This window comes from Pedobacter suwonensis (assembly GCF_044762335.1).
Classification (GTDB): Bacteria; Bacteroidota; Bacteroidia; order Sphingobacteriales; family Sphingobacteriaceae; genus Pedobacter.
Genome location: NZ_JBIWEB010000002.1, coordinates 482051 through 506716 on the forward strand (window position 1 = coordinate 482051; position 24666 = coordinate 506716).

The 24666-nt window shown below is 44.2% G+C and carries 24 protein-coding genes; 3 read left to right on the forward strand and 21 right to left on the reverse strand.

Annotated elements, in window-relative coordinates; genetic code table 11:
* Positions 1-5: 5 nt before the first annotated feature.
* From ACIQXP_RS05635 to ACIQXP_RS05710, 16 genes are all read right to left on the reverse strand, one after another.
* On the reverse strand, positions 6-326 hold the full coding sequence (locus tag ACIQXP_RS05635) for a DUF983 domain-containing protein (protein WP_400453186.1): 321 nt from the start codon (positions 324-326) through the stop codon (positions 6-8).
* Positions 327-407: 81 nt separating this feature from the next.
* Positions 408-821 carry a DUF6691 family protein gene (locus ACIQXP_RS05640; protein ID WP_387504804.1) on the reverse strand — a complete coding sequence of 138 codons (414 nt, stop codon included), beginning with the start codon at positions 819-821 and terminating at the stop codon, positions 408-410.
* A gap of 18 nt (positions 822-839) precedes the next feature.
* Positions 840-1397 carry a YeeE/YedE family protein gene (locus ACIQXP_RS05645; protein ID WP_387504805.1) on the reverse strand — a complete coding sequence of 186 codons (558 nt, stop codon included), beginning with the start codon at positions 1395-1397 and terminating at the stop codon, positions 840-842.
* A complete protein-coding gene (locus tag ACIQXP_RS05650) occupies positions 1390-2157 on the reverse strand; it encodes a hypothetical protein (RefSeq protein ID WP_387504806.1) in 768 nt (255 codons plus the stop codon). The genes ACIQXP_RS05645 and ACIQXP_RS05650 overlap by 8 nt, the downstream gene beginning before the upstream one ends.
* A gap of 12 nt (positions 2158-2169) precedes the next feature.
* Positions 2170-2508 carry a rhodanese-like domain-containing protein gene (locus tag ACIQXP_RS05655; protein ID WP_387504807.1) on the reverse strand — a complete coding sequence of 113 codons (339 nt, stop codon included), beginning with the start codon at positions 2506-2508 and terminating at the stop codon, positions 2170-2172.
* A gap of 7 nt (positions 2509-2515) precedes the next feature.
* Positions 2516-3139 carry a class I SAM-dependent methyltransferase gene (locus ACIQXP_RS05660; protein ID WP_387504808.1) on the reverse strand — a complete coding sequence of 208 codons (624 nt, stop codon included), beginning with the start codon at positions 3137-3139 and terminating at the stop codon, positions 2516-2518.
* Positions 3140-3145: 6 nt separating this feature from the next.
* Positions 3146-4564, reverse strand: a complete 1419-nt coding sequence (locus ACIQXP_RS05665) for an MBL fold metallo-hydrolase (protein WP_387504809.1) — start codon at positions 4562-4564, stop codon at positions 3146-3148.
* Between the two features lie 85 nt (positions 4565-4649).
* Positions 4650-5447 (reverse strand): sulfite exporter TauE/SafE family protein, encoded by a 798-nt coding sequence (locus ACIQXP_RS05670; RefSeq protein WP_387504810.1) that lies wholly within the window; start codon positions 5445-5447, stop codon positions 4650-4652.
* A 139-nt stretch (positions 5448-5586) separates the two neighbouring features.
* On the reverse strand, positions 5587-6228 hold the full coding sequence (locus ACIQXP_RS05675) for a Crp/Fnr family transcriptional regulator (RefSeq protein ID WP_387504811.1): 642 nt from the start codon (positions 6226-6228) through the stop codon (positions 5587-5589).
* 502 nt (positions 6229-6730) lie between these two features.
* Positions 6731-7606: a helix-turn-helix domain-containing protein gene (locus tag ACIQXP_RS05680; RefSeq protein WP_387504812.1), complete on the reverse strand. Its 876-nt coding sequence runs from the start codon at positions 7604-7606 to the stop codon at positions 6731-6733.
* Positions 7607-7609: 3 nt separating this feature from the next.
* Positions 7610-8011: a cytochrome C gene (locus ACIQXP_RS05685; protein ID WP_387504813.1), complete on the reverse strand. Its 402-nt coding sequence runs from the start codon at positions 8009-8011 to the stop codon at positions 7610-7612.
* A gap of 1 nt (position 8012) precedes the next feature.
* On the reverse strand, positions 8013-8273 hold the full coding sequence (locus tag ACIQXP_RS05690; RefSeq protein ID WP_387504814.1) for a hypothetical protein: 261 nt from the start codon (positions 8271-8273) through the stop codon (positions 8013-8015).
* A 3-nt stretch (positions 8274-8276) separates the two neighbouring features.
* The gene (locus ACIQXP_RS05695) at positions 8277-9284 is read right to left on the reverse strand and encodes a cytochrome c (protein ID WP_387504815.1); all 1008 of its coding nucleotides are present in this window, start codon (positions 9282-9284) and stop codon (positions 8277-8279) included.
* Positions 9281-11449 carry a cbb3-type cytochrome c oxidase subunit I gene (locus ACIQXP_RS05700; protein WP_387504816.1) on the reverse strand — a complete coding sequence of 723 codons (2169 nt, stop codon included), beginning with the start codon at positions 11447-11449 and terminating at the stop codon, positions 9281-9283. Before ACIQXP_RS05700 ends, ACIQXP_RS05695 begins: the two co-directional genes overlap by 4 nt.
* Positions 11450-12036: 587 nt before the next feature.
* Entirely contained in the window at positions 12037-12654 is a 618-nt protein-coding gene (locus ACIQXP_RS05705; RefSeq protein ID WP_387504817.1) for a methyltransferase domain-containing protein, read from the reverse strand.
* A gap of 73 nt (positions 12655-12727) precedes the next feature.
* The gene (locus ACIQXP_RS05710; RefSeq protein ID WP_387504818.1) at positions 12728-13372 is read right to left on the reverse strand and encodes a peroxiredoxin; all 645 of its coding nucleotides are present in this window, start codon (positions 13370-13372) and stop codon (positions 12728-12730) included.
* 1422 nt (positions 13373-14794) lie between these two features.
* Between ACIQXP_RS05710 and ACIQXP_RS05715 the strand changes: the two genes are divergently transcribed.
* Positions 14795-15334, forward strand: coding sequence for a cytochrome c oxidase subunit 3 (locus tag ACIQXP_RS05715; RefSeq protein ID WP_387504819.1), 540 nt, complete (start codon positions 14795-14797; stop codon positions 15332-15334).
* Between the two features lie 455 nt (positions 15335-15789).
* On the forward strand, positions 15790-16245 hold the full coding sequence (locus ACIQXP_RS05720) for a rhodanese-like domain-containing protein (protein ID WP_387504820.1): 456 nt from the start codon (positions 15790-15792) through the stop codon (positions 16243-16245).
* A 488-nt stretch (positions 16246-16733) separates the two neighbouring features.
* On the opposite strand, the gene ACIQXP_RS05725 is transcribed toward ACIQXP_RS05720, so the two are convergent.
* Positions 16734-17663: a molybdate ABC transporter substrate-binding protein gene (locus tag ACIQXP_RS05725; RefSeq protein ID WP_387504821.1), complete on the reverse strand. Its 930-nt coding sequence runs from the start codon at positions 17661-17663 to the stop codon at positions 16734-16736.
* Positions 17664-18254: 591 nt separating this feature from the next.
* Between ACIQXP_RS05725 and plsX the strand changes: the two genes are divergently transcribed.
* The gene (gene plsX / locus ACIQXP_RS05730) at positions 18255-19193 is read left to right on the forward strand and encodes a phosphate acyltransferase PlsX (protein WP_387504822.1); all 939 of its coding nucleotides are present in this window, start codon (positions 18255-18257) and stop codon (positions 19191-19193) included.
* Positions 19194-19373: 180 nt separating this feature from the next.
* Here plsX and ACIQXP_RS05735 read toward each other — a convergent pair whose 3' ends face one another.
* The 4 genes from ACIQXP_RS05735 to fabF form a co-directional block, all read right to left on the reverse strand.
* Positions 19374-19952, reverse strand: a complete 579-nt coding sequence (locus tag ACIQXP_RS05735; protein WP_387504823.1) for a methyltransferase domain-containing protein — start codon at positions 19950-19952, stop codon at positions 19374-19376.
* Positions 19953-20308: 356 nt separating this feature from the next.
* On the reverse strand, positions 20309-20938 hold the full coding sequence (locus ACIQXP_RS05740) for a hypothetical protein (RefSeq protein ID WP_387504824.1): 630 nt from the start codon (positions 20936-20938) through the stop codon (positions 20309-20311).
* Positions 20939-21342: 404 nt separating this feature from the next.
* A complete protein-coding gene (locus tag ACIQXP_RS05745; protein ID WP_387504825.1) occupies positions 21343-22050 on the reverse strand; it encodes a Crp/Fnr family transcriptional regulator in 708 nt (235 codons plus the stop codon).
* Between the two features lie 1082 nt (positions 22051-23132).
* Positions 23133-24383, reverse strand: a complete 1251-nt coding sequence (gene fabF / locus ACIQXP_RS05750) for a beta-ketoacyl-ACP synthase II (protein WP_387504860.1) — start codon at positions 24381-24383, stop codon at positions 23133-23135.
* Positions 24384-24666: the final 283 nt, after the last annotated feature.

The window sequence follows — 24666 nt, forward strand, 5'->3', positions numbered from 1 at the left end:
CCTGCCTAACAGTTTCTTCCGGCATCCTCACTATATTTGATATGGGAAAGAACATGTAGCAGTAACGTTCTGGCGTATCTGTAGTTGAAAGTGAAGAGCAGGATGACAGGTGCGATTGTGGTGCCGATGATTGCCCATTCATCCTTGTCACCAAACAGCATAAAGGCCAGAATTCCGGCATTGACCAACTCCGCGACGATGAACACATAGCTGACATACATCGCGCCAATGAAAAATCCCGGCTCGATTTCATACTTCAGGTTACAGCATGAGCAGTTCGTATACATCTGATCATATTTCCAATGAAACATGGAATGTTTGTACATTTTTCCCTTTCTGCATCTTGGACACCTATGATCTATTATGGCACCTAACTTTGTCATTTACGCTCTGTTTAAAACTTTGAATTAATGTGGCAGCCTGTTCTTTATGATTCCATAAAGATATGTGCCGAGCAATGCGCCCAATATCACGACCGCCATCGCCGGATAACCGCCGCCAAGGTTGACGAACATCGGTCCCGGACAAGCCCCGGTCAGTGCCCAGCCCAGTCCGAAAATCGTCCCGCCAATGATATACCTCGGGAAGGACCGATCCTTATCCTGAAAGACAATAGGGTCACCGGAGATATCCCTTGCACCGGTTTTCTTGATCAGGTATACCGCAAGCATGCCCAGAACCACAGCGGTGCCAATGATTCCATACATATGAAAGGATTGAAATCTGAACATCTCCTGTATTCTATACCAGGAAACCGCCTCGGATTTGGTCATAACGATTCCGAAAAGCGTTCCGGTTACTATATATTTAACGAACTTCATGTCAATTTGTTTAAAATGCTAAAAAATTAATGGCATAATCAGATAAGTCATGATCAGCCCCCCGATAAAAAAGCCGATTACGGCGATCAGTGAAGGTATCTGGAGGTTGGAAAGTCCGGAAATCGCATGCCCCGAAGTACATCCCCCTGCATAACGCGATCCAAATCCTACCAATAAGCCGCCTACGAGTAATATGGCCAGGACCTTTACGTCCTTAAGGGCCTCGAAGGAAAACAGAGCGGATGGGTTGAGCCCGCCATCGAACTTTACCCCCAATTGGTCTAAATCTGAGATTGTCGCCGCAGATAAGTTTAGTGGAGCAGGCTCGGTCAGGTAGTTGGTGGCAACAAATCCACCTATTACCGAGCCAATGAGAAACATCAGGTTCCAGACCTGGTCTTTCCATTTAAAGTCGAAAAACTTGACCTTTTTGCCGGCTCCGGCTATGCTGCACATCGTTCGCAGGTTAGATGAAAATCCAAATGACTTTCCGAAAAAAAGTAGTGCCAGCATAATCAGTACGATCATGCCGCCCGAGAGGTACCAGGGCCATGGCTGTTTAATGAAATCAATCATAGTGTTTTAAATGAAATGTTAATATCGGTGTTTTTGTTTCCAGTAAAAAATTCAGGTCTATATCCTTTACCATAGGCTTTCCCTTCGATTTGCCTCCATTGGTTCGGATGCAGAGTAAATCAATGGAGCTTTCCCGGCAGATTTTCAGGATGACCGCTTCAGATTCTTTCGCCAATGCCACATGTGCATGCTCATGGGTAATCCCGTAGGTCTTTGCAAAAAATCTAAGCTGCTCTTTTGCGATATCTTCGCTCTCTCGTTTTTGCATCACATGCAGAAGGTGGATCTTTGTGTTTTGGCTTTCGAAAAGTTGCCTGAGCTTGTTGATCTGCAAGCCCCTGCCAAAATATTCTGCATCAAGAATCAACAGTACATGATGAAGTTTAGTAATGTTGAAATCGTTTTTTAGTAACAGAACCGGCAGACTGAGATCCTCAACCATCTGGCTTATTGCTTGAACATGCCGTGCCGAAAATCCATCCTCACCGAGCTGCAGAATGACCAGATCGGTATCAACAGCCTTTATGTAAGAACGGGCAATATCTCCGGTGACTTTGGTAACCCGATGTTCATTGATCTTCAAACCCGATAAGCCCGTATCTCCTTGATCAGCTAACAGGTGATGCCCGCCGGTATTTGGCTCCCCGGCTTGCTGCAAAAAATGTAGCCTGGCCCCAAACAGCTGATTTAATTTTGCACCCAACTGCAGAATACTATCATGATCACCAAAGGACGGACTGTAAATCATTATGCTTATCATAGCGCCTTTTACTTAACTTGGCCAGGCACCTATCCCGCCAACGAGATTATATGAGTTATAGCCCATTTTTCTCATCATAGATACCGCAGACGATGATCGGCTACCGCTTCTGCAAAAAACAAAATATGCCTTGTCCTTGGGAAGCGCCGCGGCGGATGAGGAAAAGGAAGAACTTAAAAAATCCAAATTGATAGCCGAAGGCAATGAACCGCTATCATGCTCTGTTACCGTTCTAACATCCAGTAATACATTATTTTTGTCTTTTTTATATTCGTTTTTAAAGTGATAACCATCCAGGTCAAACTCACTTTTTGAAAAGAAGCTGCTTAGCATATGCAATATTTTATTCATCTTTTATTTATCTAACTAATTGTCGTCTATCAAAGCTGCAGGACAGGAAGTCCTGCCTGCTGTGCATCGGAGTCAGGTGCTCATGCACCCTGGATTCTCTTATGGTAAACGCGTTTTGGAATACCCCTTGCAGTCCGCGGCCGTCATATCTGGTCACAGGAAGGCCACTGCACTTTTCAGGTCCCGTCAAAAAGAAGGTAGACAGGATCAGGTAGCGATCTGTAAACCTTTCTGCGATCGCTGCGTATCGAAAGATATCCTCGGGAGCGGTAAGGAAGTGAAAAGCAGCCCGGTCGTGCCAAAGAGAATATGCCCGGGCAGGCTCAAAATCCGTAATATCAGCAGCTATCCATTCAATCTGATCAGCAGTTTCTCCAAGCCGTCCCTTTGCTTTTTCCAAAGCCCTCTCAGAGATGTCAACCACGGTAATATCGGTGTACCCTTCCTGAAGCAGGAAGTCCACTAAGAGGCTGTCCCCCCCGCCGATATCGATTATGGGTGCAGATTTATCCAGATCCAGCCCCTTGATCATTTCCATCGAGACTACCGGATAGACCTGCGTCCAGCTCAACTGATCCGGGGCTTTTTCCCGGTAGACCTTATCCCAGTGCAGTTGTTTCCAGTTATCCATATCCCCTTATCCTAACGTACTTGGACAGACAAAGGACGTAACAGGGACATCCCCGCTATCTTTTATGGCCTTAAATCCACCTGCGACATCAACCAGGTTGTCATAACCTCTCGCCCGCATGATGGAGTTGAAGATTACAGAACGGTAACCTCCCGCGCAGTGCACAAAATACGTTTTGCTCTTGTCGATAGCGCTGAAGTTTTCATTAATGTAATCCAGGGGAAGATTGATGGCATCCTCAACGTGTTCACTTAAGTATTCATTTGCTTTTCTCACATCGAGCACCTGTGATGGTGCTGTTTTGAGCATTTGCGCAAACACTTCCGCAGAAATGGATTCAATTTCGTCAGTCTCCTTACCGGCATTTTTCCATGCATCAAAGCCACCATCAAGATAACCCACTGTGGCGTCGAAACCAACTCTGGACAGGCGGGTAAGCACTTCTTCAGCCCTGCCGGCATCAGTGATGAGTAGAATGGGCTGTTTGATATCCGGTATGAGCGTTCCCACCCATGGTGCAAAATTTCCATCGATGCCAATATTTATCGAGTTGGGGATAAATCCCCTTACAAAAACCTGCGGTTCCCTGGTGTCCAGAATGATCGCACCGGTTTCGTTTGCCACCAATTCAAAAGCATCCGGGCTTAGGGGCTGCATGCCTCTTTGCATTACTTTGTCAAAGCTATCATAGCCATGTATATTCATCATCACGTTCTCCGGAAAGTACGCCGGCGGCGGCATCAGTCCATTGGTAACTTCCCTGATAAACTCGGCCTTGGACATATCTGCCCTTAAGGCATAATTGGTCTTCTTCTGATTTCCCAAAAGATCCGTGGTCTCTTTGCTCATGTTCTTTCCGCAGGCACTGCCCGCTCCGTGTGCCGGATAAACGATAATATCATCGCCCAAGGGCATGATCTTGCCACGCAGGGAATCGAAGAGATAGCCCGCAAGCATTTCACTCGTTAGTTCACCAACAAATTTCTGCGCCAGGTCCGGCCTTCCGACATCGCCGATAAAAAGCGTATCGCCGGAAAAAAGTGCAATTTGCTTTCCCTGCTCGTCACTAACCAGAAAACAGGTGCTCTCCATCGTGTGCCCCGGGGTGTGCAGCACTTCAATCTCTGCGCCACCGAGCCGCAGAACTTCTCCGTCTTCAGCGCCATAGAAATCGAAATCAGGTTTCGCATTGGGCCCGTAAACGATCTTTGCGCCGCTCTCGTGGGCAAGATCAAGATGTCCGGATACAAAATCGGCATGGAAATGCGTCTCGAGCACATACTTTATCTTTGCATTGCTCTTTGCTGCACGCTCCAGGTATGGCCTGACCTCGCGAAGGGGATCAATAATGGCGGCCTCCCCATTGCTTTCGATGTAGTAGGCACCCTGTGCCAGACAACCGGTATAAATCTGTTCAATGATCATGGTTATTGAATTATAATTTCAAAATTAATGTTTTGTGATATGGATTTCGGTGACTTTTGTCACATAGGTTGCCCTCGGTCCGTTGTTACCTGAGCAATACCTCTTTGAGGATAATATAGCAGCCCATCACCAGTACAAACCAACCGAAGCCTTTCTTGAGTTTTCCGCCATCAACCTTTTTATTTAATATTCCGCCTACCACGATCCCTGCAATGGCGACGGTGGTGATTTTGGCCAGAAAGATCCAGTCGATTGGAAAATGGCCAAGATCGCCGGTAAAGCCTATGAGCGAGTTCAGCGCGATGATAAAAAGCGAGGTTCCTACGGCCTCTTTCATGGGCAGGCCTACCAGGATAACCAGTGTGGGAATGAGCAGAAATCCGCCACCGGCACCCAGAAATCCAGTGGCCAGGCCGATTGCTACCCCGTAAAACAATAATTTGCTTATATGTAACTTGGGTATTACTGTTTGCGCATCGCTTTTTTCTTTTCCGCCTTTGATCATCGCACTTGCTGCCGCGACCATCAGTACTGCAAAGAGTACCATCATCAACATGTTCTCTGTCAGCTCGAAATTGCCGGTCTTGAATATGGTTCTGGGAATTAGCGGAATGATGAATTTTCGGGTCAGGAAAACCGTCGAGATGGACGCACTGCCAAACAGCAATGCCGTTTTTATATTCACAAGTCCACGTTTAAAATTGCTTATCGTGCCCGCCAGACTTGTAGAGCCAACAATAAACAGGGAATAGGAGGTAGCCAATAACGGACTCACCCCGAACAGGTAGACCAAAACCGGCATGGTCAAGATAGAACCACCCCCGCCGATCAAACCCAGGGAGATCCCGATTAACGCGGAAGCGAGATATGCAATAATTTCCATTTCTGTTTTTTTTTAACAAAAATCGTTTTATCGCATGCCATTGTCGGTGACTTTTGTCACACTGCGGGTTTTTTCTGAAAATAAAAATGATAGTTACCTATTCCGGCCAATAGGCGGATAACCATGTATCGCCTTTGGATTACATTAAGTATTCGATGTAGTTGCGGTGCATAACGATTTGCCTGGCTTGTTCCATCTTCTTCAGTAACCTGGAGATTACCTCCCTGGAGGTATTCAAGTCTGAGGCAATTTCGCTATGGGTAAGGTGCAGTTCTTTGGTGTTCAGATCGGCGGCCTGTTTTTTAAGGTAGAAAGCCAACCGCTCGTCCATGGCCTTGAAGGCTATGTTATCGATCACAAAAAGTAATTCCTCGAATCGCGTGCGATAGGTCTCGATAACGAAATAATACCAGGTCTTGTAGTCACGCATGAGCTGGTCCATCAATGCAATAGGTATCATCAGGACCCTGGTCTGCTCAATTGCCTTGGCCATGACCTGGCTGGTCTCCTGCTTTGTGGCGCAGATCATCGACAGCGCACAGGCATCGCCAGGCTGCAGGTAGTACATGAAAAATTCCTGCCCATCTTCCCCCTCCCGGTACAGCTTGATCTTGCCCTCTACAATAAGGACGGTAAAGCGCATATTCTGCCCGGTCTGCATCAGCAGATCGCCGTCCCCAAAATCGCGCAGCATGGCGTTTTTGATCAGTATATCTTTTAATGCGGGCTCAAATTGAGCGAAAAGTTTGTTGATATACTCAGTTACCGTAAGATTTGTCATGTTCGAGATTTTACTCCCAAATATAAAGATACTTGACTGCGCAGCAAGAACTTTTTCTAATTGATGCTTGCACCGGTCTTTAAAGCGATATTGCCCAACCTTTTTATCGGTGTTAATCTTTTCCGGCAAAAACAGTTTTTATTCAGCTGTCACAATTCAGGAACCTTTGCCTGTATGAATATTGTGCTATCCGGCATTGCCTTTAGGGGATGCTGTTTGCTGAGCAGCGCTGTTCAAGCCATAACTTAAGCAAGGAAACTTAATTTGTCATCCCCGTATCAAACGAATAAAAAGCGGGATAGCAATATCCCGCCCGATTCAGGTATTTTCCAATCCAGGAAAACATTACCCTTTCTACCTATGAAAGTTCAAAGCTAAAAAAAATACGACAATCAGGGCCTGTACCGTTAACATCGTTTTCGGTAAATGATTGACGGATATCCTCCAATTAGAATCAAGCGAGTCCCGGCACCAATAAATAAAATACGTTCATTGGATTTTCCTATTTTTTGTGGTACTGCCGTTTAAACCCATCCGGGGTCATGCCTTCGTGCTTTTTGAAAAATTTTCCAAAATAGGAATTGTCCTCAAATCCAAGATGATAAGCGATCTCCGCGATATTCTTCTGGTCATTGATCAGCAAGCGCTTCGCTTCCAGGATGATCCTGTTCCGGATAAGCTCGCTTGCAGATAGCCCGGTTACCTCGTTGCACACGGAGTTGAGATAGTTCGGACGGACATAGAGCATCGAGGAGTAATCCTTTACGAAATGTTTCTGATGGTAAAACTTGTCCACCAGCTGTTCATAATGGTGGACGAGCTGAATGGACTGGCCCAACTGCCCGCCGGAGCCTGAGGGCTCAAAGTACCTGTTCAAGTCGGTGAAAAGCAGGTGCAACAGGTAAAGGATCGATTTTTCAAAGGCTACAGGCTTGTCAGTATAGGCCCTCAACATCCATTGTATGATTGTTTTCCATTCCAAAAATTTGCCTTCCTCAACCCTGATGTACGGAAGGCTTTGACGATACGAGAAAAAGGAATATTCGCTCATTTTCGAAGCATGGTGATGGAAATCAAGGAAGCTGGTCTCAAATACGATAATGTATCCGTCCAGGTTCTCGTAGTCCAGCCATTGGTGTATCTGTCCGGCATACATACAGGTAACCGAGAGCGGTTCAATCCGGCAGTCCCTGAAATCGATCAGCTGCGTACCGCTGTTGAATTCATTCAGCAGGACCATAAAATATCTGTGCCGATGGGGTACGCTCAGCCGTTGCATAAAAGGCAAAAAATCCGAGGTATGGTAAACCGCAAATTTGAGCTCATTCTGGGTGACCTCGCTGCATTCTATGCTTTTTATATTCTTTATGCTGTCCATACGCTAGTATATCAGGGAGGTTATCGAGAAATAGGCCGCCCAGGCAACAAATACCAGGATCGCAGCCCATAGCCATGAAGGAATGCTTTTCGGGCTTTCACTGCCTTCGATCAAAAACTGCTTCTGGTTTCCCTTACTGTAGGCATTGACCATGAGGTTCAAAACACCGTCGACCACATCGTTTTTCTTTAAGCCCTCCACCGAGATTGCCGGACCGTTTCTTACCGTGAAGTCGATGATGTTCAAGCCTTCTTTCCCAAGCGTATCCTTGCCCACAATTCTGAGCTGGTGGGGGCCGTCGGGAAGTTTTCGTGTGTCGAGCTCAAAATTTACAGGGCTTTCGAATTCCCCGACAGGCTGTTGCTCATTGTCAATAAAGACGACAATACTGCTTTTCTTTTCCATATCAGTCAAAAGTTAAAATCGTCCGCTTAATGTGTGTCGTCTCGGCCTCTCTTGGTCCAATCAAATATTTTATGCTGTAAAACAGCGTGATTAGCGCAACGATAACGACCGTCCACACAATGATATAATCCAGGCCGGACTCAGGGCCGGCGCCGTGCGCAATTCCCCGCAATATCTTTGGCTGTTGCTTGTCACACACAGGGCACGCAAAAGCTGCTATCGTTTGAAGCAGCGAAGCGATAAATAAAAATGTCTTTTTCATCTTTTAGGGTTTTGGTTTTTGGGACTTTAAAAATGCCATTATCTTGCTGATCTGCGAGACAGTGACCGGTTTTGCATTGTTTCCCCAACTGCTCTTCTCATGGTTCATGATCGCTGTCACCTGCTCTGCACTCAGGTTGCTGTTGGTTCCCACTGCCGGCATCACTCCATACTCTTCCCTCGGGTTATAGCCGTTCATGATAATGTCGACCATGGTTTCCGGATTATCATTTAGCACGATCGGACTGCCCTTTAAGGCGGGAAAAGCGCCCTTGAGTCCCTCGCCATTTGACTGATGACAGCTCTGACAGTTTACCGAATACAAAATCTTTCCGTCCATCTTTCCATCCTTTGCAGGCTTTCCGGCCTCAGTGGCCTCCTTCGCATAGAGGAAAGTCGGATCAGGGGTTCCGTCCGGCAGCTTCACCTGTTTGAGGCTTTTGATGTATGCAACCAGATTGATTGCATCCCTTGTCGCAATCACCACACCTGTTTTTCCCTGCATGAATGCCTGAGGGATGCTCACCCGTACATCGTTTGCTTTCGCGCGTTCCTTTATCTCAAAGAGCCAGGGGTAGGGGGCCATTATAGACTGCGGAACCACGATTCTCGGGTTGAACAGGTGCGCAAAATGCCATTCGGCACTCGGCTGGCGAACGCCGATATTGGTCAGGTCCGGCCCTGTTCTTTCCGTTCCCATAAGCGTTCCCGCATTTTGCCATACCGAAGTCCTCCTGCTCAGTGCATAATCCGCCGCAATTCCGGGACGGCTTCCCCATACCCTGTCAATTTCGACATCCCTTACCTGCTGGGAATGACAGCCGACACAACCGTTGCTGATGTAAAGCTGCCTTCCCGCTTCCTCGCTCGGGGTCAGGATATGGCTCTGTTCCAATGGCGTATTCATCGCCTCGTTCCTGAACGCGGGAAGCACTGCCACAAAAAAGGTAAGAAAAAGAAAAAGAAATGTTGCTGTCCTGAACAGTCTTCCGTGGTTGTTAAATGTCGTCATAAGTTTTCAAGGCTGTTGTTCTTTTTTTCATCTGTATCTGTTTGCTCCAACTGGAGAAAGGCTGCATCTCTGATATCCGAATAGTCCCTGCCCGCGATCATCTTGTAAAGATTGTAGGCCAGTACGATGTGGGACATCCACATCAGCGTGCCACCGATTGCCCTCCAAAGCCAGTAGGGCGCCATAAGTGCCACACTGTCTATAAACGGTTTCCCCTCTGCCCAGTCGAGCCCTTTCAAGGTTCCGCCGATCATCAGCGGTATTGTGTAAAACTGTAGTCCGATCAGAGCCATCCAAAAGTGTGCGCCCACGGCCAGCTCAGATGGCTCTTTACCCGTAAGCCTTGGAACGATAGCGTAGATTCCCCCAAAAAGCAAGAACGCGATGATTCCATACATGGTGATGTGCGAATGGGCAATCGTAAAGTCTGAAAAGTGCCATATCAGGTTGGTAGACCGGAAGGCCTCTGCGGTTCCCTGAAAGGAACCCGTAAAGTAGTAGATCACCCCGACAAGAAAAAATGGAAGGGAATAACTGTTGGTTATCCTGGACCAGGAACCCCTCATGGTCATCAGAAAGTTGATCGTTCCTGCAGAGACGGGGATCAGCATCCCCACACTGCCTACAATTGCAACGGTCTGCAGCCACCAGGGAAGCGCACTGAACACAAAATGATGCGTCCCGATCACCGTGTAGAACAGGATCTGAGACCAGAATGCCAGTATCCCCAGGCCGTAAGAATATAATGGCTTATTGAGCTGCTGGGGTAGAAGGTAGTAAAGAATTCCAAGTAGGGAGAACATGAACCACATCCCTACCGCCTGATGCATATAGTAACCCTGTATTATTGTCTCTCCGATGCCGTTCTGTCCCATTGGCAGATAGGCAATGGTAGCGACAATAAGTATAAATATGTAGGCGGAGATGATATACCAATTTGAGATGTAGATTTCTTTGGTCGTCCTTTTTGATACCGTAGAAATGAAATTAAGAAGTGTAAGGAACAGGCCGTATCCCCACACTGCCATAGCCGGCCACACAATTTCCCTATATTCTCCCCCGCCGTTGTTGATTCCCGCCATCAGCAGTATCATCCCGGCCAGCATAGCTACGTTCACGCAGATCAGTGATAGATAACCTCTTCTGAGGTTATCTATCTTTGCATTGCTTACAGTGGGTACTATATAGTATCCCAGCCCCATGATTCCCAGCGTAGACCATCCCCAGAAAACCAGGTTGGTATGTACCGGCCTCAGCCTTCCGATGCTCAGCCAGCTTATCGAATCAAGGTCGGGGGCCGTAAATTTTATTCCAACATATTCTCCAGCACTTGTCCCCAGCAGAAGCCAGAAAACGGCAGTCCCCAGGTACCAGAGTATAAGGTTTGAAAGTTGCGGGTCTATCTTTGGCCTTTTGATGCTCGGACGTTTTACCGAGAAAAACCTGGGATTGTCTACAGTTTTTATATTGCCGATAAGGCCCCTGTCATCCCCGGGAGCCGAAGTTCCCGAAAGCTCATTGTCGCTCAAGGCGAATTCCAGCCTTTCTTTTCTTTCTCTTAGTTCTGAATCGCTGAATTTTTTTGTCTCGCGGGCAATGCCACGGGCGAGCAGGACTTCCCGCTTGACCGCTCTTGATTCAAAGAACTGAAGCAACGACCGTCTGGCTTTAAAAAGCGCAAAAACCACCCCTGCAAATATTGGAATAAGAACCAGCAGTATGGTGATCACCACGCCAGGCTCCGACATCATCCCGCCCCTTGTAGCCGGTAAATCCTGAGCGGAAGAGACCAAAGGTGTCCCAACAGCCAGCACCAGCCAGATCATTAACTTCGGCAAACGATTTCTAACCTTTTGGATCTCGCTTATCTCCCCGGCATTCAGCTTTTTGACTGCCTCATCCAGTTCCAGCTCGCCGGCATCCTGGACCTTCTGAAGGTTCGACTGTATGATCTTATATACTTTCCAGGCTGCAAACGCAATTGCCCCCAGGACTAAAAAAACAGAGAAGGTGAGCAGCGACTTTTCGCTGACCCTGGCACCCGGGAAAAAGCCCCCGGGCTTGTCAGTCTGTGCCATTAGGTTATCCGCGAAAAGCAAAATTACTGCCACGGTCAACATGATGGGAATTATAGCTTTGGGCCATTTTAACTTTTTTATTTTCATGTAGATCGAAATTTTTAATAAACAAATATCCACTATAAATCACCCCCGATATGGTGATATCCTATGAAATCGTGGTACTTTTTACAGTAAGTAATTTTAACCCTGGGAAATGCTCTTGCCACAATATGCTTAAAAACCTGCCGTAAAGATGATTAGGTCTGTCGAATTGCAGTCCGAAAAGATGGGTTGGATCTATTGATTCAAGTGGACCTCGATTCGATAGTGCTGTTTGATCACATGGCGCTGCCGGATCAATGTAATCCTTGATTTTTGATTCCTTGTCCGCTGACAACCATCGTGGGGAGCTGTGGCCTCAAAAGCTTTGTGTATTTCGAGAGCTGTCGCACTTGAACTGCCAACTCATGAATGAATAAAGTTTGTTCGGGGTAGTCCCGAATCAATTTTATGAGAATCAGGTAATTGATACATCAGTGCAAGCCCGAAAACACAAACTTATGCGCAAGTTTTTTATTGTCCTATGCCCGCTGCACCTGACATTTGAATGGCGAGAACCTAGATTTGATCAAAGCCATTTGTCAGGATTTACGGATTTGCCCTGCGTTCCCGTTTTTTCCGTTACCGGATTACTAACGCTTTGTTAGGGAGATGAACAGTTCACTTCCTGCCCTTGCGCTTATCGAATTATAACATTTATCCATATGCTGTATCTCAAAGTATGCCTTAAAATATGTTAAATACTCATTTTTACTTCCACCAAAGGGCGGTCCCTCAACAAATTCTCTGTCAAAAAGGAGACCGATTACTTGACCCTGGTGAGTTAACAGCTCAGCGCATTTTTCAACATATCCCGTGCGCATCGATGGATGTATCGCGCAAAAGAAAGTCTGCTCAATAATGATGTCATAACTTCCCGAATGTTCAAAAAAGTCGCCTGTAAGGACTTCAATATCCGGATACTCAGACTTGAAACTACGCCTCAGCTTTTCGGTCAGTGTTTTAGATATATCAATCACGGTGATATTTTCATATCCCAGTTTAGCAAGAGCCTGGGCTTCATAGCTGTTTCCACAGCCAGGAATAAGTATGCGTGCCTTTTTATTGGTTTGTTTTTCGAAAAAACTGTAAATGGGAGGGGAAACGGTCCCAAGGTCCCAGCCGGTTTGTTCACGTTCGTACCGCTCTTCCCAGTATCCGGCTCCGGCTGAACTGCTTAAACCTTCTGATCTCTGATTTTCTGATTTCATTCTTCTTTGTTAAGAGAAATCCGCGGACTGCCAATGGGCAGACCCGCAGATAACATTTGACTATATCTTGGTTTTAAAGTGCTCTCTTTGCTAAGTACCAGTCAACCATTTCCAGGTCGCTGCTTTTGCGCTCAGCCAATGCTGAAATGGTTTTTGGTGCAGGAACAATAACCTTATCCCCGGGAAGCCAATTGAGCGGCATTGCACATTTGTGTTCATCGGATGTCTGCAGCGCCTCAAGGGTACGCTTGATCTCAGCCATGCTCCGGCCGACATTCATTGGATAATACATCACCAATCTTACCTTTGATTCGGGATCAATGATAAAAACTGCCCTTACCGCCGCCGTCTCACTCTCTCCCGGTTGAAGCATGCCATAAAGCCTGGATACTTTCATGTCAATGTCCGCAATAATGGGGAAATCAAAAAGCACGCCCGTCTTTTCCTGAACCGCATTCACCCACGCGATATGGGAATGTATGCTATCGATGCTGAGCCCCAACAGCTTGGTTCCGCGCGACTCGAAAAAATCCTTTTCGAGTGCAAACCCGCTCATTTCCGTGGTGCAAACAGGTGTAAAGTCTGCAGGATGGGAAAAAAGGATAATCCAGTTTCCCTTGTTGTAGTCCGAGAACTTCATAGGTCCCGTGGTGGTCACGGCATCGAAGTCCGGAGCTGTGTCGCCTATTACAGGCATTTTGATCATATTTTCTTCCATATCATGTTTGAGATTCGTAACGGTACAGTTAATAGTACCGTACATCCCGCTAACAACAAATCTAGTACATTGGCATCAGCATTAAGGTGACAAAAGTCACAGAGGGCTTTTCAGTAATTTTTTAAGGTTTCCCCAGCGCTTAATAATTTGTTTGTACTGCTCACCACCACTTGTACTAGGGATAATCCTAAATACACAAAAGCGGGCATATGCGGGGTTCTGGAAATAGCACCTCTACAGCCAGATTACAACGATTAGGGCATAGCTGAGCAGAGAAACCGGTTGTCCGCTCAATACCAGAGCGCCATGGTGGAACTCGACCGATGACGGATACTCAACACGCATTGCTTCTCATGACGAGAAGCGAATCGGATTTTTTTGGTTATTGCTGCCTATGACAGCGATGTTCTAGTTCAGGTTAATTTTCTCGTCCTTTATGTCGGTAAGGACTTTCTTCCTTCTATATTTCCTATGCCAGACCACTCCAACTATAACGGCGGCGAGGTATGGCATGACCAGCAGATAATGCCCATATTCAATCTGCTACCCTCCCTGTTGACATGACGAACAGAACGCTCCGTATCTGTTTTACAGGTCGCGCACTGTGCCCGCAAGGAAACGCTGAAAATAATCAGAAATATCACCAGGAATGTCTTTTTGCTTTTATTCAGAACTCTGGGCGAGAAAAAATTAGTATGCATCATTGTATTAAAAGAAAATCAAATTAAAACCGCCCAGTGAAAAAATCCCATGTAACATTCTGCTTCAAAAAAGCATCAGAGGTTCCTATGACGATTCATCAGTAATACAGCCACGACCAGGACATACAGAATAGCTGTGTTGCCAACCATGAATACCCTGCTTAAAAAATCGGTCTGCATGGTGATTCCTACACATTCCCGATAAACCATCCCTCCGGGAGATACCAATCTCGCCACCTATCCCGGCTATTTTTAGTCCTTCGAAAAAGCCTTCAAAAAAGCCAATCTTTCCTCCCTTAACATTCTCTCGAAACTTCTTAACCCCCAAGAGCAGAACTATAAAGGGCCCCAGAATGGTGACGTACTCCATCCAGTTTATCTCATGCAACAGGTTTCCTTTAAACTGGTCCACCCTGTCATAATGCTTGGTCATGTGCATGATGATGATCCAGGCGATGTAAAACGTACGCCGTAATATGCCATGGGAAGTTGTATCGGGTCAAGCTAAATTCTAAACAGAATGGGAAGAGACGTCCCGAACACCACCACCACGATCCCGGTAATCAAAAACTGCTTGGCTATCATTTTGTAATCCTGACTAAAAATATATTTTGTTAGAAGGGTTCATGTGGAGGTAAGTGATTTAAGGTCATGGCGATAGGTTCAATCAAGGCACCTGTTTTCCTGTTAAACAATTCCCGCGAAATTTGGTTTTATATTCATGCAAAATAATATCGACCGTACCAATCCCAAAGCTAAAGTCTTCATTGTTTGGCTCATCATCTTAAGCTCATTCATATTGTTCACCGCTTTAACCAGTGTCCTGTTCCTAGCGGATTATAGTATTTCCATGCCACCTATGTTTATTGTGAGCACAGCCCTGATTGTCCTAAGCAGTATAGCGCTGCATATTTCCAATATGAAATTTAAAATGTTGCAGTTCAAAGCACATAAGCGATATATGTGGTTAACTGCTGTTCTGGGTTTATTATTCTTAACTGTTCAGCTCATCGCTTGGCACACGATGGTCGAACATGGAGCGGCGTCCAGCGCTAACTACAATGCCATAGTTTATATCCTAGTGATCGCCCACTCGCTCCATGTAATGATGGGACTGTTGATTCTTCTTTACACGATATTCTCGCTGAACGGAACCCCTCATCAAAGGATAGGAAACAGGGTGAAAATGACCACGATTTTTTGGCAATTTATTGGTTTCCTGTGGCTGTACTTATATTTTTTGTTTTTGATACTGCTCTAGTCTCAAGGAGATGTATCCGGTTTTTCCGGCTTGGAACTGAGTTCTCAAGTGGATGAGTTGCTATCGGAGAGAAGCCGTATGATGTTTTCCAGCGTATGAACCTGGAGGCTAAAATACTCAGTTGCCCGAAAGCGGTCCGGCGCTTTCATAGTCGCTCGGCAGGGTTTAATCCGCTTTCCTATAGCGCTAACGAATTTATATGCCTACACTATAAAACACAAGTTTTTCACGGTTTGACAATTGAGGGGTTCTTATCAGGCCCATCACTGCGCTACTGTAGCTGCCGTTGTGGTAAAGGCTGTTCATTTTTGTTTGATGCGGTGCAAGCAGAACACCGTGACCTCTACAGACTTTCGCGAAACGATGGCGGATTGCTTATTGTTATCAAATTTTAGGATTTTATTTTCGAGTGATTAGATTTTTATGATTAAATTGCACTGAATTAATTATAAAAAATGAGGGCAGGACTGATTGTTTTAATGTTTGTTTTAGCGTCGCTTTTCGATAGCGGCATCACTTATGCACAACGTGCCACAACAGGTCTTGACAGTCCCTGGAAAAATGATCAGTTGATGCAGACGCAAAAGTTGGCATCTTTGATCAGCAAGAATTCAAAGGTCACCATATTTAACATTGGATCCGTTCAGGACATCAAAAGTGCTGTTCATGTTGGTGCGGCTAGTGAACAGGCGTCGCTGGATAACCTGGGCCGGTTGGCCGGAAAGTTTCCCAAAAGCGGACAAACTGTTCTTTATTGTGGTTGCTGCCCCATGGAAAAGTGTCCCAATATCCGCCCGGCCTTCAATTTGCTGAAATCCCGTGGATTTACAAATCTGTATGTGCTGGACATCCCAACTAATCTTCGTAAAGACTGGATAGATAATGGATTTCCGCTTCAAAAAAAGGACTGATCTCGCTGCGTCTTAATTTTGGCGATCAGGCATTTCCCATTGACGGCGCATAGCTAAGTGGGATGCCTGTCCTATCTCTTTAGCGCTTAGCCAAAGAGATGAACAGTTCATAGCCATTCTTTGATGCTACGGAATTATAACAGCGTTCCATATGTCTGGTCACTAAATGGACCCGCAAACAAAGTGTTGTATTCTTTTAATATTCCTCCAAAAGGAAAGCTGTATGCAAAAGACCTGTCAAATAACAGGCCGATAAGTTTGCCCATATCCGTTAGCAGCTCGTGCGCCTTCTTGACCTAAGGAGATCTCATTGCCTGAACAATCCCATCCAATATCTTTAGATCTATAGCGGCCCACCCGGTATTCCTTTACAGGATTTGATTTTTCCATTTCTCCGTCATTTATAGTTACATTTTATTTGCAATTTCTTCTCCGTTTTACCAGAGGAAATTAACTCCTTTGATTCAATGAAAACAACTCCAACTGGCCTATTTATTCGCAGGCCCGAATCCAAATTTTTGAAAAATCTGCTGGGATTCCTCGCCTGTCAAAAAATCAAGGAAGTCTTGTGCCGCCTGCCTGTGCGGGGCTGATTTTAATAACCCTGCTTTGGTTACGGACACTTTATTGTATTCATCGGGAATGGTTATACTTTCAACTAAGTGACCGAGCTTCTGCTGATAGAGGATTTCCGTTTCCCATACCGGAGCAACATCTGAATCAGCATTAAGAATCCGCATTGGTGACTGCCTGTGGTGGATCTGGGTAATGAAAGTTGTGCCTTCCGCCACTTTTTCGACCATTATCCTTTGATGCATGGCATCTCCGCCCGCCTTAAGATAGGCGTCTTCAATAGTTCTGCCTATCCCTTCGATCTTTTTATCAGGCATACTGATCCTTAAATCCTTGCGCTGCAGATCTAAAAATCCATTTATCTTTTTTGGATTCCCTTTTGCTACCATCAGGGCAAGTTTCGTTGATGTAAAAGCTTCCGCACGGCTGAACATCTTCATATTTTGTTCAATCTTGTCGGCGCCAGCGGTATAGATATCAGGCTTTACCGAAATCTGCATATTGCCGATCGTCAAAGTTCCATGTTCGATCTGCTGGAAGAGCAGTCCAGGGGGAAGGGTCTCGATAAGAATACGCTGATATTGCGGGAACTTTTTTTTAAACGCAGGTATCAGCTCATCCAATACCATAAACTGATTTCCTCCCATGAATATAACAAGCTGAGGATCGTTTATCTCCCCATAAATGTCAGGAAGGTTGTCAACACCCTTTACCGTAAAATTCAATGAGTTGTTCCATGGCTTGTTCCAGGGTAGGTCATAACGGAGCTTTGTATCTCCAATACTCTGCGCATGTACCATCAACGGGAATGACAGGAGGATTAAAATCATTATTCTTAAAAACATAATCTGCGTGTTATTTTTTAGTGGTATCCTCATAGGATGTTTGCCATATCGGTAAATGTTAAACGAATCTCTTTTGATTCGGTTTTATTTATTATCGGGAAAAAGCATGGTCATCACTTCTAAGGTTGAATAAAAAACTTTTTACGATTCTGGAATTAAGAAAATCACATACTTAAAACCCGTGCATTATATCATCTGTTTTGTTATTAAATTACAGTCAGATATGAGGAAAAATATTCATATCAGATTGTGGTTATTATGTTTTCTCAACTTGAACTTGGCGAAATGAGTTTAAAAAAATGGTCAATTCATTCGTTCAACTTACGAATAATACTGAAGAACTATTGGTTTCTTAACGTATTTATAATCAAATGACTCGATGGGGGTAATTTTTTTTCCTGAACGCTATTTAGCATAGCCAATCCAGGCCTGATATTGGTTTTTTTAAAACAGCAAAGCTTGCTCATATAACTTTAAGAAATCAAGGGAGTTGCCCGTTTGAAATCGATTCTTTTTTATGAACTTAATACATTTCATTAACTTAGCGACATTATAACATCGGTAACAGTAACATAAAAAAATATATTTCGCATGAAAATTGGTCTCGATATAATGTGTGGCGATTTCGCGCCCAAGGCAAACATTTTAGGAGCAATTGCAGCCAATTCATTGCTATCAAAGGATGAGCAAATTGTACTGATCGGGGATACCAGGATAATTGAGGACATGCGGTCTGAAATCGGTTTTGATCCACATGTTTTTGAATATATACATTGTGACGAAACCATAGGAATGGGAGAGCACCCGACCAAGGCTTTTGTCCAAAAACCAAATTCTAGTATTGCGGTTGGTTTTAACCTGTTAAGGGAGCGTAAGATAGACTCATTTGCAAGCGCAGGCAACTCCGGGGCTATGTTGGTAGGTGCTGTCCTTTCAGTAAAGGTAATCCCAGGTATATTGCGACCATGCATTTCGACGTTTTTGCCCAAGGTTAACAGTGGTGTTGGCTTATTGCTTGATGTCGGAGCGAACTCGGACTGCAAGCCGGAGATGCTGGTACAATTTGGTATATTAGGAAGCCTTTATGCTGAACATATTTTGGGGATTCCGAATCCCAAAGTAGCGCTCATGAATATTGGTGAGGAAAATGAAAAAGGAAATATTCTTAGCCTTGGGACTTTCCCTTTGATGGATAAGGCGAAATCACTCAATTTTGTTGGAAATGTTGAGGGCAATGACCTGTTCAACGATAAGGCAGACGTAATTGTCTGTGATGGCTTTACAGGGAATATAATGCTCAAGCTGGCAGAGTCTTTTTATACCGCAACCCTCAACAGAGGTCTCCGTGATGATTATTTCGATAGGTTTAACTATGAGAGCTATGGCGGAAGCCCGATTTTGGGTATAAATGCAGCTGCCGTTATAGGGCACGGCATTTCGACACCAGTGGCCATACAAAATATGATATTGCAATCACGAAATATAGTCTCCAATAGTCTCGTCGAAAAGATCAGGGAAGCATTGGATTAAACCAATAGATTTAGCCTGCTTCATCAGAGGCCAAACCTGATAAATTCAGATTTGTATTCTTTCTTATCAAATTAAGTGTCCAACTGGGCCATTTCAAGCTGGTAAACATTTCTTGACGATATCATGGGGCTGTAGACGGTTCTTATGCCAAAACCTCCATGAACAGTGACTGCACTAGGCCTATATCTTTACATACATTTTAAGCTCCAAATTTTCAAATTTCCCGACAAGCTTATACGATCCGGGTACCTGTTTTCGCTTGGAGTAATAAGTCACGAGCCTACAGCCAGATGGTTGCATTTCTAGTTTCTTGTAGAGAAGTTGCGCATAAAATCTGTATAGGTCTGCATTTCTGTTTATTGAAGAGTCAATGCTGTATTCCAGATGAAGGTTTTCATGAAAAGAATTGAAGAAATACAGACTTTGATATTCTCTTAAATCTATCTCGCTTAGATTGGCATAAATAAAATTGACATTTCTCAATCTTAAGGTTGCTTTTGCGACCTCAGCATGCCCGATCAATTCTTTTCTCTGCTCGAAGCCGAAGAATTCAGTATTTGGGTGAAAAAAAGCAGACGCTAGGCAAAACTTACCCACCCCACAACCTATATCCATAACCCTGTTACCCTCTACCGAAAGAAATTTCGAAGCTTTTTTCGCTATCTCAACTGGTGTCCAATGAACCGGAGACAATTTTTGTATATGGGGTGGATAAACATCATCGAAGTGTAGATCGTGCTCAAAATAAATGTTAATCATGGTAAAGTTTAATGCTGAGAATGTTATGCTGGATTAGCTTTTAGGCCGTCTGAGTTGGTCTCTTGTCGTTCTTTTAGCGGGATTGGATTTTCAGCAACCTGGCTTTTCCGGCCTTCATAATGGGGCAGACTTACGGAGGCTGTCCCATAGTCACTATTGCAATGATACATTTATTAAATTCGTTCCTGCTGGCATATTTTGAACTCATTTCCAACTTGTATGCTATCTCAAGAGCCCAAATACCATACATCTCTGCTGAGGTGCGGGCCGGGATGGGACATTTGGCCTCAATCTTATTGTTACAAATCAATTTTTATAATAAATTTGGTAGTAAGTGAGGGATTGCGCAGTTTAAATCATCCTGATTTTTTTAATTTATCCAAATGTGATTGAAGCGCAAGAATGTTTTCGATATAGGTTCTCTGAATCAGTTCCATCAGGTCAGCCGTTGAGGCCAGATATTCTTGCAGAAGGTTTATAAAAGTCCCGATATTAACCTGAGGTGGCCTATCAGACATCAGGTATTGCAAAAAATCATTTCCTACATTTTCCTGATAAAATGTTGGGGTAAAGGAGGGTGAGCTCGCAAGATTTTCTGCTTTCTGTTTGAAGGTCCTAAGTGCTTTCTTCCCAACTTTAAGATTATTATTGTCATTGCTGGCAAAAAAGTAAATGAGTTTGAATTCTTGCTCATCTGTTTTTTCCCTAATGTGCTTGATGACAATCAAAACTTTTCGAAGAAAAACCACGTTTTGTAGAGCCGGTTTTTCTTCATTTAAGATCACAGTAAATAGCCTAAGCTCAACATTTTTTATGCATAACAAAGCATAATAGTTGAGGATATTCATCCAGCCATTAAGATCAAAATAATGGAGAAGCTCATTACGATATTCCTCAAGGCCATCCATGAACCTTTGGTTGTATTTGACCAAGCTTAATGGGTCTGTAGGATCGCCCATCATTTTCGCAGGTTCAATCTCGTGCATAGGGGTCAAGTCTTAAAAACGAAAAATAAACAAAAATATTTTAATTGCTTGTAATATATCTGTTGAGCGCTTTTGATGTCTCTTTCATGTTCCGTTATTTTAAGAATAATATCCGCACAGGTACACACATACAAAAATTGGCATGGTTAGGATGTTCTCTTGGAATGTCTGTTACCGCCCGGCCATGTCGATCTGACATCAGGGCCTTTACAGGAAAACAATATCGGCAGTTTTCGATTTAAAGCAGGGTTCTGTAGCTCTTTTTTTTCGAAGCGCCGCCCACCAATGCCGAAATCACAATGAATGACATTTCTCGGGCGTCTCAAGGTAGCGATACCCCCAGCAAAACCCTTCTAAACAAAAGACGTGTAATTGCTACCCGAAGGAATTAAGTCACCTGATGACTATTTATAGTTGGATCTGGCAATTAGTTTTTCCAGATCCGTTACCCAGATCTTTCGCCCCTCAGTTTGGATGATACTTTCCGACTTAAGTTCTTTCAACAACCTGATGACGTTTTCTTTGGCGATCCCGGCAATATTAGCCAGGTCATTCCTTGAAATCTCGATTATAATTTCCTTGCCCGGCGGCGTCTCAATCTTAAATTTTTCACGCATGACTATCAGCGCTATCGAAAGTCGTTCAATTGCGGTACGCTGCGCAAATACTGAGATGTTATTGGCAAGAACTGAATATTCATGGCTTAAAGATTTCAATAAACGGTTTGCAAATATAGGCGAGTTGTTCAAAACGGTTAGGAAGTCGTCTTTCGGGATAAAACTGATCACACTTTCCTCCATCGCAGCAGCAAAGTCGGGATATCTTTCTTCAGACAGGACCGCATGGTAACCGATCAGTTCTCCGTTATTGGCGACATAAATAATTTGCTCTCTTCCGGATGGGTCAACCTTGTATTTTTTCACTTTTCCTTGGTGGATGAAAAATATTCCATAGGGTACTACGCCCTCTCTAAAAACAATCTCTCCTTTGTGATATCTCTGCTCTCCCTGTCGACCGATCAGAAAACTATATTCTTCATCGGATAGAATAGACAGAATAGATTGAGTTGTAAAACTCCATTTATCAATCGGGAAAATTCCTGATAAGCTCATGGTCCAAAGATACGATTTATTAAACCTGATATATATCATTTTAGTCACTGATTTCTCACCAGCCGATAAACTTCAACATCATTTAAATTTGAAAGCTAAGTGCTGTCGTTATCGTTTAGATCAAGTCAGCATTCATAAGGAATCATAATAGACTTGTCTGAATATTTTCAGGCATATACCATACTTTTAGGCATACGGCCAAACAAAAATAGAAGGAGAGGTGCAATGCTAGGGAGGTTATTCTATGGGTTGATGAGAAGAATGTCGTCCTAGGGGTAAGGGGCGAACTCCATTGTTCTCAGGCATGTCCCGATGGAGCGATTGTAAAAACAACAGACGGTATACTATTTATCTCCTCGGTGATTCTGCTTATACAATCCTATCGTCCCGAATCAGTTACTGACGATGAGCTGATTGGAATCTCTTTATCCTGTCGGTAGCAGATCTATTTTTGAGATAAGTATGCATTTCCGTTCAGCATTGAGCGGTTTATCTGTGGACACTTACCAAACATGCCTTTGCAATTTTTTGTATCAAGCCGTCGTCAAGTGTGTTTTCACCATCTCTTGTATTTTCGATCCACGCCTGCCGATCATCAAGAACAAAACTGTAGTTTCTACCCTCTAAGAGAATCTCAAATGAAACTTTATTTTTGTTTGGTGCCGAGACGATATAGAACATATAGACCTTCTGGTCATAAGTTATGCTTAACGGGATTCCGATCATTTGCAGCTCTAAATTACACTAATCAATGTTATAAATTATCTTTCCTGAAGTCCATTAAAGGCACTCTGATGTGGGCTCGCCTCGTAGTCCAAGCCCAAGCATTGCTAACCTCATGCCAATTCCAGCTAACTCGTAAAAAAGTCGGTAAGAGATGGCAATAGGTTATTCTCTCAAAATTATAGAACTCAAGGATTTTCCCGCTGCTCTTGCGGGCATAAGATATAACGCACAAAGGTATTTTCTTTTGGGTGCTTTAATTAGTATAAAAATCACGCTATGAGCTGATATTTATCATCAACTTTTGAACGGCAAGCACTATGGGCGGCGAAATTCAAGCTTATCTAAGCGACAGAAGTCTAAACAGCTTTAAAAACCAGTGTAGCGTTGTGTCCCCCAAAGCCGAAAGTATTACTCAAAACGGTTTTTACTTTTGCATCGACTGCATCTTTTAGCACAATTCTAAAATCCTCTGGTATCATCGGATCTATTGTAGTTGTATTGATCGTTGGGGGAATAATTTGGTCACGCATAGCTAACAGACAGATGACAGCCTCGATAGCCCCAGCTGCGCCAAGCAGATGTCCTGTCATTGATTTGGTAGCGCTGATCATCGCTTTAAGATCATTTCCTTTACAAAGGGACTGAATTGCTCTTATTTCTGAGATATCGCCCACTGGAGTAGAAGTTCCATGGGCATTGATATAGTCAACATTGTCCAAAGCCTCGTTGGCCTCCTTGAGCGCCATCTTCATCGCCTGTGAAGCCCCTACCCCTTCAGGGTGGGTAGAGGTGATGTGATATGCGTCGGCTGTCATGGCCGCGCCGCCGATTTCCCCGTATATCTTAGCACCGCGTTTGGTCGCATGCCCATATTCTTCCAGTACCAAAGCTGCCGCACCTTCTCCCATAACAAAACCGTCACGAGAAACATCGAATGGCCTGGATGCATGTTCAATATCGCTGTTCTGAACCGACATGGCCTTCATCGCGCAAAAACCACCTATGGAGGCCGCTGTAATCGGAGCTTCGGAACCACCGGAAACTATGATCTTTGCCTTGCCAAGTCTTATATAGTTAAAAGCGTCCATTATCGCTGTATTTGAGGTGGCACAGGCGGAAACGGTCGTATAGTTGATGCCCATATAACCATTTCGAATAGAAATCATTCCGGAAGCCATATTTGAGATCAGTCTTGGTACAAAAAAAGGGCTGAAATGTGGGATGAACCCACCTTTGGCATATCCCTTGATTTCCTCTTCAAAAACATTCATTCCGCCCTGTCCGGTTCCCCAGATTACCCCAATATCAAAGGGACTTAATTTGGATAGTTCAAATCCAGAATCAACAATTGCCTGGTCCGAGGCAGCCATAGCATATTGCGTAAATAGATCAGTTCGCTTCAGTTCGCTCTTATCCAGAAAATCAGATGGTACGAAATCCTTTATTTGGCAGGCAAAATGTGTCCTGAACAACCGGGGATCAAATCGCTCAATTAACGAGGCGGTACTCTTTCCGCCGGTAATGTTTCTCCAGAAAGAAATAATGTCAGATCCCGAAGGGGACAATACCCCGATACCGGTAACTACAACACGACTAAGTTTACTCATTGAAGTAATAATATATGATGGAATTAAACAAACTGCCAGGGCTACATTTAGCCCAAATGGACAGTCTAATCGATTCAGGAAAACCAAACCTGCACGCATTGTTTTTGAATTTAAAATACCGACAAGTTAATTTGCCTCCTGTGTGATGCAAACATATTCAATATTAAAGGATTTAACTCGTGAAATTGTCATCAGCAGAACTGACAAATATCACCTACCCGTCAGGTACCTTTTTGATAGAATGAACTACATTCAGACTATCCCACCAAAGGTTATCCATGGT

Bases quoted from the DNA above. Each gene is read 5' to 3' on its own strand.
- plsX (WP_387504822.1), top strand. From the start codon at position 18,255: ATGAAAATTGGTCTCGATATAATGTGTGGCGATTTCGCGCCCAAGGCA.
- ACIQXP_RS05705 (WP_387504817.1), bottom strand. From the start codon at position 12,654: ATGAAATCAGAAAATCAGAGATCAGAAGGTTTAAGCAGTTCAGCCGGA.
- ACIQXP_RS05740 (WP_387504824.1), bottom strand. From the start codon at position 20,938: ATGCACGAGATTGAACCTGCGAAAATGATGGGCGATCCTACAGACCCA.
- ACIQXP_RS05690 (WP_387504814.1), bottom strand. From the start codon at position 8,273: ATGAAAAAGACATTTTTATTTATCGCTTCGCTGCTTCAAACGATAGCA.
- ACIQXP_RS05725 (WP_387504821.1), bottom strand. From the start codon at position 17,663: ATGTTTTTAAGAATAATGATTTTAATCCTCCTGTCATTCCCGTTGATG.
- ACIQXP_RS05645 (WP_387504805.1), bottom strand. From the start codon at position 1,397: ATGATTGATTTCATTAAACAGCCATGGCCCTGGTACCTCTCGGGCGGC.
- ACIQXP_RS05640 (WP_387504804.1), bottom strand. From the start codon at position 821: ATGAAGTTCGTTAAATATATAGTAACCGGAACGCTTTTCGGAATCGTT.
- ACIQXP_RS05650 (WP_387504806.1), bottom strand. From the start codon at position 2,157: ATGATAAGCATAATGATTTACAGTCCGTCCTTTGGTGATCATGATAGT.
- ACIQXP_RS05700 (WP_387504816.1), bottom strand. From the start codon at position 11,449: ATGAAAATAAAAAAGTTAAAATGGCCCAAAGCTATAATTCCCATCATG.
- ACIQXP_RS05720 (WP_387504820.1), top strand. From the start codon at position 15,790: ATGAGGGCAGGACTGATTGTTTTAATGTTTGTTTTAGCGTCGCTTTTC.
- ACIQXP_RS05735 (WP_387504823.1), bottom strand. From the start codon at position 19,952: ATGATTAACATTTATTTTGAGCACGATCTACACTTCGATGATGTTTAT.
- ACIQXP_RS05710 (WP_387504818.1), bottom strand. From the start codon at position 13,372: ATGGAAGAAAATATGATCAAAATGCCTGTAATAGGCGACACAGCTCCG.
- ACIQXP_RS05685 (WP_387504813.1), bottom strand. From the start codon at position 8,011: ATGGAAAAGAAAAGCAGTATTGTCGTCTTTATTGACAATGAGCAACAG.
- ACIQXP_RS05675 (WP_387504811.1), bottom strand. From the start codon at position 6,228: ATGACAAATCTTACGGTAACTGAGTATATCAACAAACTTTTCGCTCAA.
- ACIQXP_RS05655 (WP_387504807.1), bottom strand. From the start codon at position 2,508: ATGAATAAAATATTGCATATGCTAAGCAGCTTCTTTTCAAAAAGTGAG.
- ACIQXP_RS05670 (WP_387504810.1), bottom strand. From the start codon at position 5,447: ATGGAAATTATTGCATATCTCGCTTCCGCGTTAATCGGGATCTCCCTG.
- ACIQXP_RS05635 (WP_400453186.1), bottom strand. From the start codon at position 326: ATGTACAAACATTCCATGTTTCATTGGAAATATGATCAGATGTATACG.
- fabF (WP_387504860.1), bottom strand. From the start codon at position 24,383: ATGAGTAAACTTAGTCGTGTTGTAGTTACCGGTATCGGGGTATTGTCC.
- ACIQXP_RS05665 (WP_387504809.1), bottom strand. From the start codon at position 4,564: ATGATCATTGAACAGATTTATACCGGTTGTCTGGCACAGGGTGCCTAC.
- ACIQXP_RS05715 (WP_387504819.1), top strand. From the start codon at position 14,795: ATGCAAAATAATATCGACCGTACCAATCCCAAAGCTAAAGTCTTCATT.
- ACIQXP_RS05680 (WP_387504812.1), bottom strand. From the start codon at position 7,606: ATGGACAGCATAAAGAATATAAAAAGCATAGAATGCAGCGAGGTCACC.
- ACIQXP_RS05660 (WP_387504808.1), bottom strand. From the start codon at position 3,139: ATGGATAACTGGAAACAACTGCACTGGGATAAGGTCTACCGGGAAAAA.
- ACIQXP_RS05695 (WP_387504815.1), bottom strand. From the start codon at position 9,284: ATGACGACATTTAACAACCACGGAAGACTGTTCAGGACAGCAACATTT.
- ACIQXP_RS05745 (WP_387504825.1), bottom strand. From the start codon at position 22,050: ATGAGCTTATCAGGAATTTTCCCGATTGATAAATGGAGTTTTACAACT.